The sequence below is a fragment of the Prevotella sp. oral taxon 475 genome (assembly GCF_018127805.1).
In the GTDB taxonomy this organism is placed as follows: Bacteria; Bacteroidota; Bacteroidia; order Bacteroidales; family Bacteroidaceae; genus Prevotella.
Genome location: NZ_CP072334.1, coordinates 849626 through 869948 on the forward strand (window position 1 = coordinate 849626; position 20323 = coordinate 869948).

The following is a 20323-nucleotide window of genomic DNA, read 5'->3' on the forward strand; positions in this document are numbered from 1 at the left end:
AGTAGTTGGAAAGCTCGAAAATAAGAAAAACGAAGCTTCCAAGTAGTTGGAAAGCTCAGAAATGAGAAAAACAGAGTTTCCAAGTAGTTGGAAAGTTCAATAGAGAAAAAATGAAAAAAATCAAGCAACTCTTTTTAGGCTTTCTGGCCGTCGTAGCCTTGTCAGCCTGTCGCGATGAGGTGGCTGCACCCTATCCCGTTCCGCAGGCGATGGCCCAGAAAACCCTGTTTGTCTATATGCCTTGGAGCGCAAGTCGAACCAGCGAGTCGGGCAGTTTGTATCATGCTTTTCAGCAAAACTTGGCCGATATACAGACAGCTATTGCTCGTAACGGCGGACTGGGGCGAAACCGACTCCTCGTTTTCATCTCCTCTTCTGCCACTTCGGCCGTTATGATGGAGGTGGTTTATCGTGGTGGCATTTGTCGGCAAGACACCCTCGAGCGATATTCTGCCGCTCATATGCCCGCTTTCACCACCGCCGACGGCATTGCCGACATCCTCACTCGGGTGAAACAAACGGCACCCGCCCAGCGATACGCTCTCATTGTGGGCTGTCACGGCACGGGATGGCTCTTTGCCGGAGGTCGCAGCAGAGCACAGACGCGCTATTTCGGCGGATCGGAACCTTACTTTCAAACCAATATCTCCGCCCTGGCACAAGGAATCGGCAAGGCGGGGATGAAGATGCAGTTTGTCATGTTCGACGATTGCTACATGTCGAACGTGGAAGTGGCCTACGAGCTACGCCGTGCTACCGACCATCTCATCGGATGCGCCAGCGAAATCATGGCTTATGGCATGCCTTACGAACGCATTTGGAAGTATTTGGCACAGCCAGAACCCGACTATCAACGGGTGGTCGACGAGTTTCATCGTTTTTATTCCGCCTATAGCACGCCCTGCGGAAACATCGGTGTTGCCGATTGCAGTCAGGCGCAGCAGATGGCCAGCGTGATGAAGCGAATCAACGCCCGCCATGTCTTCAACCTCTCAGATACGGTCTCGGTACAGAAGCTTGACGGATACCGTAACACCATCTTCTTCGACTTCGACAGTTACGTGCGAAAACTTTGCGGCAGCGACCCCCTTTACGCCGATTTTCAAACTGCTCTGAGTCGTTTCGTGCCCTACAAAGCCAGTACGCCGCAGATCTACACCAGTCTGGGCGAACTCCCCACACGCTACATCAACGTCGGTTCTTTCAGCGGCATCACCATCAGCGACCCCACCGTGTCTACCTACGAGCGGGCCATTGCCACGAAGACGCAGACCGCTTGGTGGGCAGCCACCCATTAAAAAAGGCGCGTGAGATGAAGAACATCTCACGCGCCGAATCCTAATACCGCCTCGATATATTGTTCGATGCGTTCGTTGGCCATGCGTCGCAGTTTGCGTTTCACCCTCCAACGGACGACAAGTTTGGCTCCTCCCGCCAACAAAAAGCCGATGGCCAGAGCCACGAAGAGCGACCAACTACCCCAAGGCAGTTTCTTTTCGGGGAAAGCCGAGAGAACTACGACAGGCAGAATGATGAGCACACCGGACAGCGTATACTGCGAACGCAGACTGCCAACACTGTCGAGGACCGCCTGTTTGTCGAAGAGATAACCGTCCACTTCTTCTTTCGTCACGCCGAAATCCTCCCGTTGGGGGAATCCGGGCATGGCACTGTTCAGTCGAATCTTTTGACTGACGCGTTGTTCAAAATCAATGATTTCCATCTTTTCTATTTTTTAATGGCGTGTGTTTAGCAAACCTGTGCCGATGGGCTGTTCGTCGAAAACCAAGTCTTTCAGTTCGATGGTGCGCATCTCGGCCAGATAATGCTTTCTCATTCTGTAAAACTCTTTCCATCCTCGACCTGTGAGATGTTTGCCAATATCGAGGTCGAGATTCCAAGTGCCCGAGGATTCGAGCCGGTCGATCATCAATCCGAGTGTGAGTTGTCTGAGCGAGAGAGCCGGCTGATAGCGCGCATCGACATCCTTTTCGTCGCCAGCGATGTAGGTCACCAGACCTGCGGTCTGCATTTCGAAGAGCAATTGCTGAACGATGCGCACCGGGATGTTCGTTTCCAACTTCAGTTCCACCGCCGTATAGGGCGGCTTAGCCTCGTCGAACCGCCGGCAAATCTTTCCCAACAACAAGGCACTCAGCATCATCCGGTAGCGATAACTCAGCTCGTCCATCTGCCCCAGGAGGTCGAAGCTCTCCATGTTCTGACTGGTATAGCTCAATTCGGCACCGAAGAGACAGATGCTCCACGAAATCTGCACCCACAGCATGAACAGCGGTAAAGCTGCAAACGAACCATAGATGGCATTGTAGGACGAGAGGAAGATTTGCGAATGGATGTAGAACACCTGCAACACCTGCATCGCTACACCCGAAAGGATGCCCGGAAAGAAAGCCGCCGAGAAGTTGACTTTGGTGTTGGGCATGAAGATATAGAAGCCAACAAAAACGGCCGACATCAAAACGTAGGGCATCACCGAGATAAACAAACGCATCATCGGACCGATAACAACGTATTCCTCGATGTCGCTGGCGAAAGTGGCCATCACAATCGACACGCCCGACGTGACAACGATGATGATGGGTACGAGGAAGAACATGGCCAGATAGTCTGTCACGGTGCGAAACAAACTGCGTGGATGTTGTACCTGCCAGATTTTGTTGAAGGCTTTCTCGATGTTGCTGATGAGCATCAGCACGGTGAAGAGCATGAAAAGCAGTCCGATGCCAAGAAAGATTCCGCTTTTGGTGTGCACCAGGTAAGAGTTGACAAAGCCGATAATGGTATCAGCGGCCTGCGGTTGGCTCGAGAGCGCGTCTCTAAACCAAATCTCAATGTATTTTGAAAAGCCAAAACCGCGTGCAATGGCAAATACCACGGCCAAAATCGGCACAATGGCCAGGAGCGTGCTGTAGGTAAGGGCCGAAGCCATGTCGGTAACGCTGCGCGTAGTGAAGAATTTCACCGTCACGACGAGCCTCCGCAGGATGGTGAGCAGCACGAACACCAGCGGCGAAACCTCCTCGCGTCGCGTTTGCCACATTCCTCTTCGCAGGTATAAAATGATGTTGTCAATCTTTCTTCTCATGGGGTTTTAACGGGAAGATAAGTCTGTGTGTGTAGTCGGCAGTCTTCTCCTCAATGATGCATCGTCAATCATTCATTGTTCATTCTCAACGATCAATTTTCAAGTGTCCATTAAAAAAGAAAGCAGTGTCTCTATAAGCCGGGTTCTGTTCTTTCCTCACGTTGTCGTGAGCGGAAAGCGTCTGCCATTTATCTACGCTGCGAGTCGCCCCGCAGCTTGAGCATTCTACCCTCCGTCGTAGCATCTTCGGGCGGACAACCCTCAAACGACGGTTTACGCGAACTTGCAGCTTCCAGGAGGCACAGCTCGATGATCGCCCATCGACTGGTGGTCTCTTACACCACCTTCTCACCCTTACCACGGCGCGAGCCTTGGCGGTTGTTTTCTTCTACCTCTACCTACCGTCGCCGGTAGCTTCCATTTTCAGAAGTGGAACGTCCTGCGCTGCCCGGACTTTCCTCCCGCATCGCAAGGATGCCGGCGGCAGACCGAAACACTGCTTTCCGTCTGCAAATGTACGAAAAATATGCAGCACCGCGGCTCAAAATCTGAAATTAATGCGCCTTTCGACCCGATGCAGTCGCCCTTCGATTCCGATTTCCGAGGCGAACTCGCCGCCCTTTCATCTCATCTCTTAGCTTTCGCACGCCAAAAGCTAAGAGAATGCACTGCAAAAGCTAAGAAAATGCAGGACGAAAGCTAAGAGATGGGAAAACGTTTTATAAACGCTTGGATGTCAGATGTTGATCAAGGCGATCGAAAGAAGCCGCTTGTCTCTGTCGCAAGGTTGGCTTGGAGGCATCCTTTGCGACTTGGCAAGAAGTGCAACCTCTGTGGATGGGAAGAGAGAAACGGGACGGAACGAAAAAAGACCGCAGGGAAAATGGCCTGCGGTCTGTAAGAAATAGAAGGGCGGGAGCTTTAGTAGGCCGACTCGAACTGACGTAGAAAACGCACGTCGTTCTCTGAGAACAGACGCAGGTCGGCCACGTGATATTTCAAGTTGGTGATGCGTTCGATGCCCAGTCCGAAAGCATAGCCCGAATAAACGCTGCTGTCTATGCCGCAAGCCTCCAGCACATTGGGATCTACCATGCCGCACCCCAGAATTTCTACCCAGCCAGTGTGCTTGCAGAAGCCGCAGCCTTTGCCGCCGCAGATGTGGCAAGAGATGTCCATTTCGGCACTGGGCTCGGTGAAAGGAAAGTAGCTCGGGCGCAGCCGAATCTTGGTGTCGGGCCCGAAAAGCTCGCGGGCAAAGGTGAGAAGCACCTGTTTGAGGTCGGTGAAAGAGACATTTTTGTCGATGTAAAGACCCTCGAGCTGATGGAAAAAGCAGTGTGCACGGGCCGAGATAGCCTCGTTGCGATACACTCGCCCGGGACAAATCACGCGGATAGGAGGCTGTTGCCGTTCCATGATTCGGCTTTGGTCGTTAGACGTATGCGAACGCAGAATTACGTTTTTCGTCACCTCATCGGGGTTGGTCTCGATGAAAAAGGTGTCTTGCATGTCGCGTGCGGGATGGTCGGGGGCGAAGTTCAGTTTGGTAAATACGTGCAGGTCGTCGTCGATCTCGGGCCCTTCGGCCAGCGTAAAGCCCATGCGCTGGAGAATATCGATGATTTGATTGCGCACGATTGTCAGCGGATGGCGCGTTCCTAAGCGGATGGGGTAGGGCGTTCGGGTAAGGTCGAGCAGCTCGCGGCTTTGTTTTTCTGTGCCCACTGAGGCCTTAAGCTCCTCCAGTTTGTCTTGTGCCAGCTGCTTTAGTTCGTTGATTTTCATGCCGACAGCCTTTTTTTGGTCGGCAGCCACAAGGCGAAAATCGGCCATCAAGGCCGTGATCTCCCCCTTCTTGCTGAGATATTTCAGTCGCAGTTGTTCGATTTCCTCCGCATTCTTGGCCGAAAGCTGTCCCACTTCGCTCAGAAGTTCGTTGATTCTCTCGAGTATCATGTCTTTTATTTCTTGTTATAATTTGCATGCAAAGGTAGTATTTTTATACCTAAATGCGGGAGGGTGTAGAAATAAAGTTGTACATTTGCAGCGATTTGAGAGACCAATCCATATGACAGACATGATGAAAAAAAGGGCCTTCCGGACAGCAATCGCCTGGGGCTTGCTGGCGATAGGATTTATCGCTGTTGGGTGTTCGGAGAAGAAGTCGACAGCCGGCGGTGCACAACGTGATTCTCTTGCTGTCGATTCTCTTCCGCAAGACACGCTCGAAAGCATCATCGAGGAACAGCCTATGCCCAAAGCGGCCGACGAACTCTTCGATGATTTCATCTTCAATTTTGCAGCCAACCGCAAATTGCAGCGTTCGCGCATACAATTTCCTTTGAAGGTGTATCAGCGTGGCAGCAAAACGGTGAAGCTCATCGAGAAAAAAGACTGGAAAATGGAGCACTTTTTTATGAAACAAGGCTACTATACCTTGATTTTCGATAGCCCCAAACAATTGAGTTTAGTGAAAGATACCACCGTGGGACATGTGGTGATCGAGAAGATCGGCTTGAAAAACCAAACGGTGAAACAATATGTTTTCCATCGCATCAATGGGCAATGGATGATGACATCGATCAATAACAAGGCGCTGTATGAGGGCAGCAATGCTTCGTTCTTGCAGTTTTACCAGCGATTTGCGGTAGATAGTGCTTTCCAGGTGAGCAGTATGAACGACTTGGTTACATTCACCGCACCCGACCCGGACGATGATTTCAGTTCGATCACCGGCTCGATCTCGCCCGAACAGTGGGCTTCCTTCAAACCGGGACTGATCCCCAGCGGACAGATATACAATATTATATATGGTCAGACGTACACGGAGAGCCATCAAAAACTCTTTGTCATCCGCGGTGTTGCCAACGGAATGGAAACGGAGATGACGTTTAAGAAGATTCGAGGACGATGGAAACTGACCAAGTTCAATAGTTAAACGCCCGGCGAGATGAAAGATTGGCGAAACGGCGACCTCTCTGGTCGCAACACGTTCGGCATCGCTGCCCGGTGCAAGCGGTGGGTGGAAGTAGACTCGGAAGAAGAACTGATGGCTTTTCTTCCCACTCTTTCGACCGCTGATGCACCGCTGCTCGTGCTCGGCGCAGGCAGCAATCTGCTGCTCACGGCCGACTATCCCGGCACCGTTCTCCACGTCAACATTAAGGGTCGCGAGGCTACGGTGGAGGGGACGGACGTCTATCTGCGCTGCGGAGCGGGCGAGACGTGGGACGACATCGTGGCTTTTTGCGTGCAACAGGGATGGCATGGGGCGGAGAATCTCTCGCTCATCCCCGGTGAAGTGGGGGCCAGTGCGGTGCAAAACATCGGTGCCTATGGCGTGGAAGCCAAAGAACTGATTGTGAAAGTGGAGGCTGTGGAGTGGGCAACGGCCCGGAAAGTGACGTTCAGCAATGCCGATTGTGCGTATGCTTATCGCCAAAGTCGATTTAAAAACGAGTGGAAAGGGCGTTTCGTTATTACGCATGTCACCTATCGACTCAGCACCGAGTTTCGACCCTGTCTCGACTACGGCGGTCTTCGCGCTCATCTCAGCTCCGATCATCCCACGGCCGAAGAGTTGCGTCGGGCCGTCATCGACATCCGACGCGCTAAACTGCCCGACCCGAAAGTGGAAGGAAACGCCGGCAGCTTTTTTATGAATCCGGTGGTGACGCGTGGGCAGTTGGAGGCTCTGCAACGGCAATATCCGCAGATGCCGCACTACGAGGTGGATGAGAATCGGGTGAAAGTGCCCGCCGGTTGGCTCATCGAGCAGTGCGGATGGAAAGGAAAAACGCTGGGCAAAGCCGGCGTGCACGATCGGCAGGCTTTGGTGTTGGTGAATCGGGGCGGAGCAACGGGGGCCGACATGCTGGCCCTTTGCCGAGCCATTCAGGGCGACGTGCAGCGCAAGTTTGAAATCAAGATAGAACCGGAGGTGAACATCGTATGAAGCTGAAGCTATTGGGGACAGGGACATCGGGCGGTGTTCCTGTTTTAGGATGTCGCTGCGAGGTGTGTCAAAGCGGCGATGCGCGCGACAAGCGTTTGCGTTGCGTGTTGTTGGTGGAGACGGAAGACAGTAGGGTGTTGGTGGATTGCGGGCCGGACATTCGTCAACAGTTGCTCGGCGAGCCGTTCAGGCGTATCGATGGCGTGCTGATCACCCACAGTCATTACGACCATGTGGCGGGTATCGACGACCTTCGGCCTTACTGTGCCTTTGGCGACATTGATCTGTATGCCCGACAAGACACGGCCCAGGCTTTGCGGCGGGCCATGCCCTACTGCTTCACCGATACGCTCTATCCCGGCGTGCCATTGCTGCGACTGCATGAAATCCGTCCGCATCAGTCGTTCTTGATCGGCGACATCCCGGTGTTGCCCATCGAAGTGATGCATGGGCAGTGGCCCATTTTGGGCTATCGGTTGGGTGCGCTGGCCTATATCACCGACATGAAGACGATTGCCGAGACGGAGCTGGCGTATTTGCAGGGGGTGGACACGCTCATCGTGAATGCCCTACGCTTCGAGAAGCCGCATCATTCGCATCAGTTGGTGGCGGATGCCATTTGGTTTGCCCGTCGGTTGGGCGTTCGTCGCACCATCTTCGTGCACATGACGCACCAGATTGGACTTCATTCGGCGGCTAACGGTCGACTGCCAGAAGGTTTCGAGTTCGGCTACGATGGTATGGAAATCCACCTCCCGCTGGTATAAGTGATCTCTCTGTAACAAGAACATTGATTGAAAGGAATCCCTATGACGAACAACATCCCCCAGAAGGAAGAACAAATCCTCATTCGCATCACCGGTCAGGACCGCCCGGGGCTCACGGCCTCGGTGATGGAAATTCTGGCCCACTACGACGCTAAGATTCTCGACATCGGTCAGGCCGACATCCACAGCACGCTCTCTTTGGGCATTCTCATCCGCATCGACGAGACTCACTCGGGGCAGGTGATGAAAGAACTGCTCTTCAAGGCCACCGAACTGAATGTGCACATCGGCTTTGAGCCCATCCAGGACGAACAATACGAAGACTGGGTGCAGGGACAGGGTAAGAACCGATACATCCTGACGCTCATCGGGAGGAGTCTTTCGGCCAAACAGATCGAAGCCGCCACCAGCGTGATTTCCTCTCAAGGGTTGAACATCGACTCCATCCTGCGGCTCACCGGGCGCATCAGCATTAAGCATCCCGACCGCAACGTGCGAGCCTGCATCGAATTCTCGCTGCGCGGAACGCCGCAAGACCGTGAGGCCATGCAAACCCGACTCATGGAGCTCTCGGCCGACATGGGCATCGACTTCTCCTTCCAAAAGGATGATATGTATCGACGCATGCGTCGACTCATCTGTTTCGATATGGACTCGACGCTCATCCAGACCGAGTGCATCGACGAACTGGCCGTCTGTGCCGGTGTGGGCGACGAAGTGAAAGCCATCACCGAGCGAGCCATGCGCGGCGAAATCGACTTCAAAGAAAGTTTTCGCCAACGTGTGGCTCTGCTCCGTGGGCTCGACGTGAGTGTGATGCACGACATCGCCGAGCGCATGCCCATCACCGAAGGCGTAGATCGGCTCATGGCTGTGCTCAAACGCTATGGTTACAAAATTGCCATCCTCAGCGGCGGATTCACCTTTTTCGGCGAATATCTGCAACGGAAGTACGGCATCGACTACGTGTATGCCAACGAATTGGAAGTGGGCGACGACGGTCGGCTCACCGGTCGTTATGTAGGCGAAATCGTCGACGGCCGGCGCAAAGCCGAACTCCTCAAGCTCATCGCCCAGGTAGAAAAGGTGAATCTGGCGCAAACCATCGCCGTGGGCGACGGAGCCAACGACCTGCCCATGATTTCCGAAGCCGGACTGGGCATCGCCTTCCACGCCAAACCCCGCGTCGTGGCCAACGCCCAGCAATCCATCAACACCATCGGGCTCGACGGCGTGCTCTATTTCCTCGGATTTAAAGATAGCTACATTGAAAATTGACCAACCCATGAACAGAAAAAGATTCCCCGTCGTGGGAAACGGTCGCTGGCATCCAGGGATGCTTTCTGAACTTTTCAGAACGGCCGCTGGCACCCAGGGAAGCTTTCTGAACTTTTCAGAACGGCCGCTGGCATCCAGGGAAGCTTTCTGAACTTTTCAGAACGGCCGCTGGCACCCAGGGAAGCTTTCTGAACTTTTCAGAACGGCCGCTGGCACCCAGGGATGCTTTCTGAACATTTCAGAACGGCCGCTGACACCCAGGGAAGATTCCCCGCCGCGGGGAACGGTCGTTTTCGCAGGATTCTATGTAGAAGCATTTGTCTTAACTCCCTTTCACTCCTTCACCCCTTAACCCTCCAACAAAATGAACGTATGTATCGTAGCGGGCGCCCGCCCCAATTTTATCAAAGTAGCACCCATTGTGCACGCCATCGACAAGGCCCGAGAGCAAGGCCGGAGAATAGACTATCAACTGGTGTATGCCGGTAGAGCAGACGATCCCGCGCTGGAGCCAACCCTCTTTGCCGACCTGCAAATACCACGCCCCACGGCCTGCCTGGGCGTAGACTGCACCAACCTCAACGAACTCACCGGGCAAGTGATGTCCGCCTTCGAGACCCATCTCCAAGCCCATCCCGCCACGGTCGTCATCGTCGTAGACGACCTCGCCTCGACACTCGCCGCCGCCATCGTCGCCAAAAAACAAGGACTCCTCTTGGCACACCTCGTGGCCGGAACACGCAGCTTCGACATCAACATGCCCAAGGAAATCAACCGGCTCGTCATCGACGGACTCAGCGACCTCCTCTTCACCGCCGGGCCCGGTAGCAACAGCATCGCCACGAGAGAAGGAGCCGAACCCTCCAAAATCTATCTCGTGGGCAACATCCTCATGGATACACTCCGGCACAACCGCAACCGATTCGTCCGTCCCCGTCAACTCGAAACACTGGGCGCAAAAGACGGAGCCTATCTCGTCTTCACCCTCAATCGCAAAGCCCTCATCGCCCGGCGCACCCTGCTGCAAGACATGCTCCAAGAACTCATCCGCCAGGCCGGGTCACACCCCATCATCGCCCCTCTGCGTCAAGAAGCCGCCCAGATCGTCGGCGAATGTATCCAACGGTTCGACACCCACACCGCTGCCACCTTCCACCTCATTCCACCGCTCTCCTATCTCGAGTTCGGCTACCTCACGGCACACGCCAAAGGCATCATCACCGACTCGGGCAACGTGGCCGAAGAAGCCACCTTCAACGGCGTGCCCTGCATCACACTCAATAGCTATACCGAACACATCGAAACCGTCAAAACGGGCACCAACCTCCTCGTCGGCGAAGATGCCCAACGGCTGGGACAGGCTATCGCCCAACTCGTGCAAGACCGCTGGAAAAATGCCGCCATCCCCGACCGATGGGACGGACGCAGCGCCGAACGTATCGTCAGCATTCTCCTCGAACAACAACCCTAATCCCCCCACACACATGAACAACCCTCAGAGCGACAGCATCGTCATCATCCCCACCTACAACGAAAAAGAAAACATCGAGAAAATCATCCGGGCTGTCTTCGACCTGGAAAAATGCTTCCATCTCCTCGTCATCGACGACGGTAGTCCCGACGGCACCGCCACTATCGTACGTCGATTGATGGACGAGACGTTCGAGGGTCGCCTCTTCCTCCTTGAAAGAAGTGGCAAACTCGGACTCGGCACCGCCTACATCGCCGGTTTTAAATGGGCCCTGGAACGCAACTACGAATACATCTTCGAGATGGACGCCGACTTCAGTCACGATCCCGCCGATCTGCCCCGTCTCTACGCCGCCTGCCACGACGAAGGCAACGACGTAGCCATCGGCTCGCGCTACGTCAGCGGCGTGAATGTCGTCAACTGGCCCATCGGGCGCGTACTCATGAGCTATTTCGCTTCGAAATACGTTCGCCTCGTCACCGGCTTCCGGGTGCACGACACCACCGCCGGATTCAAATGCTACCGCCGGCGCGTGCTCGCCACCATCCCCTTAGACGAAGTGCGCTTCAAAGGCTACGGCTTCCAAATTGAAATGAAATACACCGCCTACAAAATCGGATTTAAAATCAAAGAAGTGCCCGTCATCTTTGTCAATCGGCGCGAAGGCACCAGCAAAATGAGCGGTGGCATCTTCGGCGAAGCCTTCTTCGGCGTGATGCGCCTCCGACTGGATGGATGGCTGAGGAAATATCCCCAAATGCCGGGATAAAAACGATATGGACAAACAACAGATTCTACAAATGTACAGAGCGCAGCCGCAAACAGCTGCGCTCGAAAAAATTTTAGAAGAGAAGGAGATCAAAAATATCTTCCTTCAAGGCTTGGTGGCCTCTGCTGCCCCTACGTTCTTTGCCGGATGGGCGGCAAGAGAGCTGCAAACCGCCCTCTTCATCCTGCCCGATGCCGATGAGGCCGGCTATTTCTATCAAGACCTGGTTCAGCTCCTGGGACAGGAAGACGTGCTGTTCTTTCCCTCGTCCTATCGTCGCGCCGTGAAATACGGTCAGCGCGATGCTGCCAACGAAATCCTGCGCACCGAAGTGTTGGCGCGCGTCGGTGCCGGCAGACCCTGCTATATCGTGGCTCCGGCAGAAGCTCTCTGCGAACGAGTGACATCCAAAGAACAAATCGACGAACGTACGCTAACCATATCCGTCAGTCAAACCGTCGACCCCTCGGAACTGGCGCAGACGCTGCGAGGATTCGGATTCTCCGAAGTGGATTATGTCTACGAACCCGGCCAGTTTGCCCTGCGTGGAAGCATTGTCGATGTCTACTCTTACAGCAGCGAACTGCCGTTCCGTATCGACTTCTTCGGGGATGAAGTAGACACCCTTCGGACGTTCGATGTAGAGAGTCAGCTCTCGCATGACCGACGTACGGCTGTCGAGATCGTTCCTCAACTCGGCGCGACCGTCAGCGAGAAAATCTCCTTTCTGCGCTTCTTGCCCAAAGAAACCCTGTTGGTGATGAAAGATTTCGGCTACATCCGCGACATCGTCGAGCGCACCTACAAGGAAGGATTTCTCTCGCAGTTCATGACCGAACGCATGGAAGGCATCAGCGAAATAGAACAACGACAACTGATGGACGACATGCAAAGAGAACGCCAACTCATCACTGCATCGGAGTTTACCGCAGATGCCGCCAACCTTAAACACCTTTACATCGGTGCGCAACCCGTGGGTGTTCCACAGGTCACCATCCCCTTTCACACTACAGCCCAACCGTTGTTTCATAAGAACTTCGACCTCTTACGGCAAACTCTGGAGCACTATCAAGGGCAAGGCTATCGGTTGCTGATTCTAGCTGAAAGCCGGAAACAGCAGGAGCGTCTGCACGAAATTCTTTCTGCCGAAGAAGAACCTGACTCTAAAACCACGACCGACCGCTCCTCCCGTTTCGCCTCCTCTCCCCGGTCTCCGCTGCCTCTTGAGTATCCCGGAGAGTTTACGTTGCACGAAGGATTCGTCGACAACGACCTGCGCGTCTGCTTCTTCACCGACCATCAGATATTCGACCGTTTTCACAAATACAGTCTTAAGAGTGACCGGGCGCGGGCAGGGAAACTCGCCCTAACGATGAAAGAACTGCAAGAGATGGAGCCCGGCGATTTCATCGTGCATGTCGATTTTGGTGTAGGGCGATTTGGCGGATTGATGCGCGTCCCCACCGGAAATTCGTATCAGGAGATGATACGCATCATCTATCAGAACAACGACAAGGTGGACGTCTCCATCCATTCGCTCTACAAGATAGCGAAATATCGCAAGAGCACTTCGGGCGAGCCGCCGCGACTCTCAACCTTGGGCACCGGAGCCTGGGAACGGCTGAAGGAGAGGACCAAGACGCGCATCAAAGATATCGCCCGCGACCTGATTCGCCTTTATGCCAAACGGCGTATGAAGAAAGGGTATGCCTTTAGTGCCGACTCGTTCATGCAGAGCGAGCTCGAGGCCAGCTTCCTCTACGAAGACACGCCCGACCAGCTGAAAGCCACCAACGAGGTGAAGGCCGACATGGAGCAGGAACGCCCCATGGACCGACTCGTATGTGGCGACGTAGGATTCGGCAAGACCGAGGTTGCCATCCGCGCCGCCTTCAAAGCCGCCTGCGACTCGAAGCAAGTGGCCGTCATGGTGCCCACGACGGTGCTGGCCTTTCAGCATTACAAAACATTCAGCAAGCGACTCGAAGGATTCCCCGTCCGAGTAGACTACCTCTCGCGAGCCCGCACCTACCGACAAACCCGGCAAGTGCTCGACGATCTGGCTGCAGGAAAAATCGACATCCTCATCGGTACGCATAAGCTTGTTGGCAAGACCGTAAAGTGGCACGACCTGGGGCTGCTCATCATCGACGAAGAACAAAAGTTCGGTGTCTCCACGAAAGAAAAGCTCCGAACGCTGAAAACCAACGTCGACACCCTCACCATGTCGGCCACCCCCATTCCGCGCACCCTCCAGTTCTCCTTGATGGGTGCCCGCGACATGAGCATCATCAACACGCCGCCGCCCAACCGTCATCCCATCCATACGGAGATAGCCACCTTCAATAGCGAGACCATCGTCGATGCCATTAACTTCGAGATGAGTCGCAACGGGCAAGTCTATTTCGTCAACGACCGCATTTCGTTGCTCCCCGAGCTCGAAAATCTTGTCAAGAGATACATCCCCGATTGCCGCCTTGCCACGGTCCACGGTCGAATGAAGCCCGAGGAAACGGAAAATGTCCTCATCGGCTTCATGAACCACGACTACGACGTGTTGCTTTCCACCTCGATCATCGAAAACGGCATCGACATCTCCAACGCCAACACCATCATCATCAACTCGGCCCACAAAATCGGACTGAGCGACCTGCATCAGATGCGCGGTCGGGTGGGTCGCAGCAATCGCAAAGCCTTCTGCTACCTGCTGGCACCGCCTTTCTCGACCCTCAGTCACGAAGCCCGTCAACGGCTCCAGGCCCTCGAAACCTTCTCCGATCTGGGCAGTGGATTCAACATCGCCATGCAAGATCTCGACATTCGTGGAGCCGGCAACCTGCTCGGAGCCGAGCAGAGCGGATTTCTCGAGGACCTGGGCTACGAAACCTATCAGAAGATACTCTCGCAGGCCGTCACCGAACTGCGCAACGACGAATTCGGCAATCTCTACGACGATGCCCTCGCCAAGGGTGAATCCCTCAGCGGCTCCCAATTCGTAGAAGATTGCAGTCTCGAGAGCGACCTCGAGATGTACTTCCCCGATACCTACGTGCCCGGCGACAGCGAGCGCATGCTCCTCTATCGCGAACTCGACAATATCGACGACGATGCTGAACTCGCAGCCTACCGACAACGCCTCGTCGACCGTTTCGGTCCCGTCCCCCGTCAGGGAGAAGAGCTCATGCACGTCGTCGCCCTGCGTCGCGTCGGCAAACGATTGGGCTGCGAGAAAATCATGCTCAAGCAAGGGCGCATGATGATGCAGTTCGTCTCCAATCCCAAGAGTGCCTACTTCCGCAGTCGAGCTTTCGACAGCATTCTCAACTACATCGCCCGCAACCCCAGTCGTTGCGACTTGAAAGAAATCCACGGTCGCAGGATGATGCATGTCAGCAACATCGCCTCCGTGGAAGAAGCCGTAAGCCTGCTGCGGAAGATGGAAAACACCCTATCTTAAAGCAATACTCCCTAAGGGATGGGCAGAACGGGCTGAAAAATGAGTAACGCGCTCTATGGGATTGTCAGAACTGGCCAAAAAACGAGAAAAACGCCCTACGGGATGGCCAGAATCGGCAAAAAACGAGCAACACGCCCTACGGGATGGCCAAAAATGCCTACTTTTGCAACATGAAAATAAAAATCAACTGGAGGCGACTCCTCCTCTTCCTCACCATCTCCGCCGGACTGCTCTACGTCACCCAGTCGGCCCTCATGGCAATAGGAATCCTCCTGCTACTCTTCGTGGCAGACCATCTGCTGGCAGATTATGCCGACACCCAGGCACGAAAGAAAAATAACAACCATGGAGAAACTGGCCCAACTCTATAAACAATGGAAGGGCGCAGAGCCCGTAACGGTAGAGGCTCTACCCGAGGCAGGCAGCAACCGCCGATACTTCCGACTCACCGATGGCACGGGCATTAGCGTCATCGGTGTCATCGGAACCAGTCGCGACGAAAACCACACCTTCGTCTATCTCACACGCCACTTCACCGACCGACGCCTGCCCGTACCTCACATCTTAGCCGTGAGCGACGACGAACTGCGATACCTCCAAACCGACCTCGGACATACCTCCCTCTTTGAAGCCCTGCGTGGCGGACGAGAGTCGGGAGGACGGTACAATCAACACGAAAAACAACTCCTCACAGCCGTCATCCGCGAGCTGCCCAACATCCAAATGCGCGGAGCCCGCGGGCTCGACTGGACCGCATGCTATCCACAAGCCGAGTTCGACGTAGATAGCGTGCTCTTCGACCTCAACTACTTCAAATATTGCTTTCTCAAAGCTACTGAACTCGACTTCCACGAGCTGAAACTCGAGGCCAACTTCCGACTCTTCGCCAAAGACCTCACCCAGGAGCACAGCGAAAGCTTCCTCTATCGCGACTTCCAAGCCCGCAACGTCATGCTCGGCAAAGACGGACGACCTTACTTCATCGACTACCAAGGCGGACGGAAAGGTCCCTTCTACTACGACTTGGCTTCCTTCCTTTGGCAAGCCTCCGCCAAATACCCCTTCAAACTGCGCCGCGAACTGGTCTACGAATACTACAACTCTCTCAAACACTACACCGAAGTACCCTCTGTGCGCCACTTCGTCGAGCGGCTCAGCCTCTTCGTTCTCTTCCGCACTCTACAAGTGCTCGGAGCCTACGGCTTCCGTGGCTACTTCGAACACAAACGTCACTTCATCGATAGTATCCCCCCGGCGATAGATAATCTGCGCGAGCTACTCAAACTCCGAAAATTCTTCCCCTATCCCTACATGATGGACATGCTACGGCGACTCACCGAGCTGCCCCAGTTTGCCCACATCGAAGAGCCCGCCCTGAGTCGGGCTGACGGATTCCGAACCACGCCCCACACCGTCTATAAAACTCACCCGCAGGACGGGCCCGCCACCTTCTCGAAGTACGACGGCGCGGGGCCTCTCGTCGTCAGTGTCTACAGCTTCTCTTACAGACGCGGCATCCCTGAAGATACCTCGGGCAACGGCGGCGGATACGTCTTCGACTGCCGTGCCACCCACAACCCCGGGCGATACGAACCCTATAAACAGCTCACTGGACTGGACGAACCCGTCATCCGCTTCCTTGAAGACGATGGCGAAATCCTCACCTTCCTCAATGGTGTCTATGCTCTCGCCGACCACCATGTGCGGCGTTACATCCAACGCGGATTTACCAGTCTGATGTTCAGTTTCGGTTGCACCGGCGGTCAGCACCGCAGTGTCTATTCCGCCCAACATCTGGCCGAGCATCTGCACAGCAAGTTCGGCATCGAAGTTCATATTACCCACCGCGAACAAAATATTCACTCCATTCTCCCACCCCAACGCAACACAAAAAAAGAACAATGATGCAAGCCATGATTTTTGCAGCCGGACTGGGCACGCGCCTCAAACCTCTCACCGACACACGACCCAAGGCCCTGGTCGAGGTGGGTGGACAAACGTTGCTGCAACGAACGATCGAACGACTCAAAGGTGCCGGTGCTCGGCGAATCGTCGTCAATGTGCATCATTTTGCTCGTCAGATAGTCGATTATCTCGAGGCAAACCGCCACTTCGGCGTAGACATCGCCATCAGCGACGAAAGTCAGGAGCTGCTTGACACTGGCGGCGGACTCAAACAGGCGCAGTCTCTTTTCTCCGCTGAAGAAAACATCCTCATCCATAATGTAGACATCGTGAGCAATGTCGACCTGCGGGAGTTTGCCCGACGACATCAGTCGTGTCAGGCTCTGTTGCTCGTCAGCGACAGGCCCACCCAACGCTACCTGCTCTTCGACGACGACATGCGTCTTGTGGGCTGGACCCATCTCGCTACCGGCGAGGTACGCACGCCGCACGTCGGGCTCGACCCAACACGCTGCCGCCGACTGGCCTTTGCCGGCATCCACTCCTTCTCGCCCGCCTTGTTTGGCGAGATGGGCACCCGTCCGGCCCGCTTTAGCATCATCGACTTCTACCTCTCTCTTTGCGCCCGCTATGACATCCGCGGGTATGTTGAACCCCATCTGCAACTGCTCGACGTGGGTAAGCTCGACACTCTTTCTCATCTGCCGCCAACGCTCCCGGGATGTCCCCTGAGCGATGCGCAAATCCTTGCCAATCTCTTTTAATAATAACAACGATATGCAACAGAAGATTATCATTCTCGACTTCGGGTCGCAAACCACGCAGCTCATCGGTCGCCGCGTGCGCGAACTCGACACCTTCTGCGAGATTCTCCCCTACAACAAGTTCCCCAAAGACGATGCCTCCGTCATTGGCGTCATCCTGAGCGGATCGCCCTATTCGGTGCACGATGCTGAAGCTTTCCGTACCTGCCTCGACGACTTTGTGGGACGAATTCCTGTCTTAGGCATCTGTTACGGCGCACAGTTCATCGCCAACGAGGGTGGCGGACGAGTAGAACCGGCCGGCACCCGCGAATATGGTCGGGCCCACCTGCAAGACATCGATCTGAACGATCCGCTCTTCCGCGGTTTCGAACCTCACTCGCAGGTGTGGATGAGCCACGGAGATACCATTACAGCTATTCCCGCCCACTGTCGGCCTATTGCCTCGACGACCGATGTGCGTTTTGCTGCCTATGCCAGCACCACGCAACCGCTTTGGGCCGTACAGTTCCACCCCGAGGTGTTTCATACCGTGCAGGGGACGCAGCTGCTCAAAAACTTTGTGGTAGACATCTGTGGCAGTAGACAAGAGTGGAGCCCGGCTTCGTTCGTCGAGACCACCGTGCAGGAGCTCAAAGCCCAGCTTGGCAGCGACCGTGTGATTCTTGGTCTTAGCGGCGGTGTCGACTCCAGTGTCTGCGCCACCCTCTTGGCCCGTGCCATCGGTAACAACCTCACCTGTATCTTCGTCGACCATGGTATGCTGCGCAAGAACGAATTCCAAAAGGTGATGCAAGCCTATCAGGGACTGGGTCTCAACGTCGTGGGTGTGGATGCCAGCGAGAAATTCTTTGCCGACCTCAAAGGCGTGACCGACCCTGAGGAGAAACGCAAAATCATCGGCCGTGACTTCGTCGAGGTTTTCAACGCTGAGGCCCGCAAAATCTCCGATGCCCGTTGGCTGGCTCAAGGCACGATCTACCCCGACCGCATTGAGAGCCTCAGCATCACGGGCATGGTCATCAAAAGCCATCACAATGTGGGCGGACTGCCCAAGGAGATGCACCTCAAGTTGTGCGAACCTTTACAATGGCTCTTCAAAGATGAGGTACGTCGCGTGGGGCAGGAACTGGGCATGCCCGAGCGGCTCATCCGTCGGCATCCTTTCCCTGGTCCCGGACTGGCCGTGCGTATCCTCGGTGACATCACTCCCGAGAAAGTGCGCATTCTGCAAGAGGCTGATGACATCTATATCGAACACCTGCACAACTATCGCTGCGACGATGGCGAAGAACTCTATCACAAGATTTGGCAAGCAGGAGCCGTCTTGCTTTCCAGCATCCGCAGCGTGGGGGTGATGGGCGACGAGCGCACCTATGAACATCCTGTGGCTCTGCGCGCCGTCACCAGTACCGATGCTATGACGGCCGACTGGGCTCATCTACCCTATGACCTCCTGGCCCGCGTCTCTAACGACATCATCAACCGCGTTAAGGGCGTCAACCGCGTCTGCTATGACATCTCCTCCAAGCCGCCCTCGACAATTGAGTGGGAGTAGATGTTAATTGGAAATGAATAATTAGGAAATGTTCAATTGATGATCGAACATTGATAAAAGAGAACTGATCATGCCGCGCGCAGTGATCAGTTCTCTTTTGTTGAATAAACTTGCCATTTGCAACGAAATGAAGAGCGATCGATGCTCAAGCCCCAATCATCCTTGTGACAGATGACCTCCCGATGTGCGGGAGATGACCTCCTGATGTGCAGGAGATGATCTCCCGATACGCAAGAGGTGACTTCCCGCACATCGGGAAGTCACCTCCTGTAAATTTCTAACGGGTTATAAATTTTCTTGCAACGGGTTGGATATTTCAATGTCTCTCACCCTCCTTTCTCCAGTTAGGCTCCCTCCCCTTTACTTCCCTTCGGTCAGTGACCGTTGGTTCGGGGAGGGTCGGGGTGGGGCTTTTAGGACTACTCGAACCCGTCGACCCTGTACCCGCTGCTGCGGGTGTCGCTGCCCACGCCGACGTAGGCACTGCCGAAGGTCAGGCCGTACGCTTTGTCGCCGCTCCATGGGAGAGCACTTGACGACCAATAGTTGCCAATGCCGCCAACGTCGTGCAGCTGACCAGAGATGTATCCACCCAGGGCGGGCAGGTAGAAGTAATTACCTGCATCGGCGGCGGAAGGGAGGCCTGAGTTGTTGATACTACTGCTGAAGTTGACGTAGTCCTTCCATGTTGTACGCATGTCGGTTGTACCGTCGGCAGATTTCTCGGTGTCGTAATTACCCTCTGCCTTTAACACAGACTTCTTCTTAAACCACATACCACCTTTATATAAATGACCCATAGTTGTCCATAATTCATCTGCATCCCAACGTGGATCGCCGTGCATACAATACCAAGACTGCTCGTTAGCGTTTGGAAGGTCTTTGCATGGTGTGTGAGTAGCGTTGAAAGTTGAACCGCTGCCCTCGTGGTACCAACGAGAGTCGCTGTTGTTCTGGGCGTAGTTGCCTGCTGGCTGACTAACATGTGTTGGCTGACCTACGCCTGCTCCCAAGTTTTTTGTCCATTCGTAACCATACCAATATTGCTGCTGTGCGTCCCACATGTAATAATGGTCGCCATCGTAGTCGCGTATGTTAAGGTTGCCATCTATATCATAATAGTTATTCACGTCATAGTTAAAAGCTTTAAAAGCCTTTGTAACAGTACCTTCTATTCCTGTTGAGCCATCCTTTAACCAATAACGTACCTTCAAGGTATGAGTGCCTGGTTTAATAACCATATAGGCTCCATTAACTGCTACATTATCGGAAGCTGTATTCAAAGGGAAA

General features: G+C 54.5%; 16 protein-coding genes and 1 other RNA gene. 12 read left to right on the forward strand and 5 right to left on the reverse strand.

What is annotated here, in order from left to right:
• Positions 1-110 precede the first annotated feature (110 nt).
• On the forward strand, positions 111-1298 hold the full coding sequence (locus tag J5A66_RS03280; protein WP_211791027.1) for a clostripain-related cysteine peptidase: 1188 nt from the start codon (positions 111-113) through the stop codon (positions 1296-1298).
• A 26-nt stretch (positions 1299-1324) separates the two neighbouring features.
• On the opposite strand, the gene J5A66_RS03285 is transcribed toward J5A66_RS03280, so the two are convergent.
• The 4 genes from J5A66_RS03285 to pheS all read right to left on the reverse strand — a co-directional run bounded on the left by J5A66_RS03285 (position 1325) and on the right by pheS (position 5065).
• Positions 1325-1723, reverse strand: a complete 399-nt coding sequence (locus J5A66_RS03285; protein ID WP_211791028.1) for a hypothetical protein — start codon at positions 1721-1723, stop codon at positions 1325-1327.
• A gap of 12 nt (positions 1724-1735) precedes the next feature.
• Complete coding sequence (locus J5A66_RS03290; RefSeq protein ID WP_211791029.1) at positions 1736-3106, reverse strand: YihY/virulence factor BrkB family protein; 1371 nt, start codon at positions 3104-3106, stop codon at positions 1736-1738.
• A 118-nt stretch (positions 3107-3224) separates the two neighbouring features.
• Positions 3225-3606: RNase P RNA component class A (gene rnpB / locus J5A66_RS03295), an RNA gene on the reverse strand.
• A gap of 421 nt (positions 3607-4027) precedes the next feature.
• Positions 4028-5065, reverse strand: coding sequence for a phenylalanine--tRNA ligase subunit alpha (gene pheS, locus J5A66_RS03300; RefSeq protein ID WP_211791030.1), 1038 nt, complete (start codon positions 5063-5065; stop codon positions 4028-4030).
• Between the two features lie 124 nt (positions 5066-5189).
• Between pheS and J5A66_RS03305 the strand changes: the two genes are divergently transcribed.
• The 11 genes from J5A66_RS03305 to guaA all read left to right on the forward strand — a co-directional run bounded on the left by J5A66_RS03305 (position 5190) and on the right by guaA (position 19033).
• On the forward strand, positions 5190-6047 hold the full coding sequence (locus J5A66_RS03305; RefSeq protein ID WP_211791415.1) for a DUF4348 domain-containing protein: 858 nt from the start codon (positions 5190-5192) through the stop codon (positions 6045-6047).
• 12 nt (positions 6048-6059) lie between these two features.
• On the forward strand, positions 6060-7064 hold the full coding sequence (gene murB / locus J5A66_RS03310) for a UDP-N-acetylmuramate dehydrogenase (protein ID WP_211791031.1): 1005 nt from the start codon (positions 6060-6062) through the stop codon (positions 7062-7064).
• Complete coding sequence (locus J5A66_RS03315; RefSeq protein ID WP_211791032.1) at positions 7061-7831, forward strand: MBL fold metallo-hydrolase; 771 nt, start codon at positions 7061-7063, stop codon at positions 7829-7831. Before murB ends, J5A66_RS03315 begins: the two co-directional genes overlap by 4 nt.
• 42 nt (positions 7832-7873) lie before the next feature.
• Positions 7874-9109: a phosphoserine phosphatase SerB gene (gene serB, locus J5A66_RS03320; protein WP_211791033.1), complete on the forward strand. Its 1236-nt coding sequence runs from the start codon at positions 7874-7876 to the stop codon at positions 9107-9109.
• Between the two features lie 364 nt (positions 9110-9473).
• Positions 9474-10580, forward strand: a complete 1107-nt coding sequence (locus J5A66_RS03325) for a UDP-N-acetyl glucosamine 2-epimerase (protein ID WP_211791034.1) — start codon at positions 9474-9476, stop codon at positions 10578-10580.
• Positions 10581-10593: 13 nt separating this feature from the next.
• Positions 10594-11349, forward strand: a complete 756-nt coding sequence (locus J5A66_RS03330; RefSeq protein WP_211791035.1) for a polyprenol monophosphomannose synthase — start codon at positions 10594-10596, stop codon at positions 11347-11349.
• A 7-nt stretch (positions 11350-11356) separates the two neighbouring features.
• The gene (mfd, locus tag J5A66_RS03335) at positions 11357-14806 is read left to right on the forward strand and encodes a transcription-repair coupling factor (protein WP_211791036.1); all 3450 of its coding nucleotides are present in this window, start codon (positions 11357-11359) and stop codon (positions 14804-14806) included.
• A gap of 170 nt (positions 14807-14976) precedes the next feature.
• Entirely contained in the window at positions 14977-15177 is a 201-nt protein-coding gene (locus J5A66_RS03340; protein WP_211791037.1) for a transporter, read from the forward strand.
• Positions 15152-16711: a phosphotransferase gene (locus J5A66_RS03345; RefSeq protein WP_211791038.1), complete on the forward strand. Its 1560-nt coding sequence runs from the start codon at positions 15152-15154 to the stop codon at positions 16709-16711. Before J5A66_RS03340 ends, J5A66_RS03345 begins: the two co-directional genes overlap by 26 nt.
• Positions 16708-17475 carry a nucleotidyltransferase family protein gene (locus J5A66_RS03350; protein ID WP_211791039.1) on the forward strand — a complete coding sequence of 256 codons (768 nt, stop codon included), beginning with the start codon at positions 16708-16710 and terminating at the stop codon, positions 17473-17475. Before J5A66_RS03345 ends, J5A66_RS03350 begins: the two co-directional genes overlap by 4 nt.
• 13 nt (positions 17476-17488) lie before the next feature.
• Entirely contained in the window at positions 17489-19033 is a 1545-nt protein-coding gene (gene guaA / locus J5A66_RS03355; RefSeq protein WP_211791040.1) for a glutamine-hydrolyzing GMP synthase, read from the forward strand.
• Between the two features lie 419 nt (positions 19034-19452).
• Here guaA and J5A66_RS10245 read toward each other — a convergent pair whose 3' ends face one another.
• Positions 19453-20274 carry a hypothetical protein gene (locus J5A66_RS10245; protein WP_371742868.1) on the reverse strand — a complete coding sequence of 274 codons (822 nt, stop codon included), beginning with the start codon at positions 20272-20274 and terminating at the stop codon, positions 19453-19455.
• Positions 20275-20323: the final 49 nt, after the last annotated feature.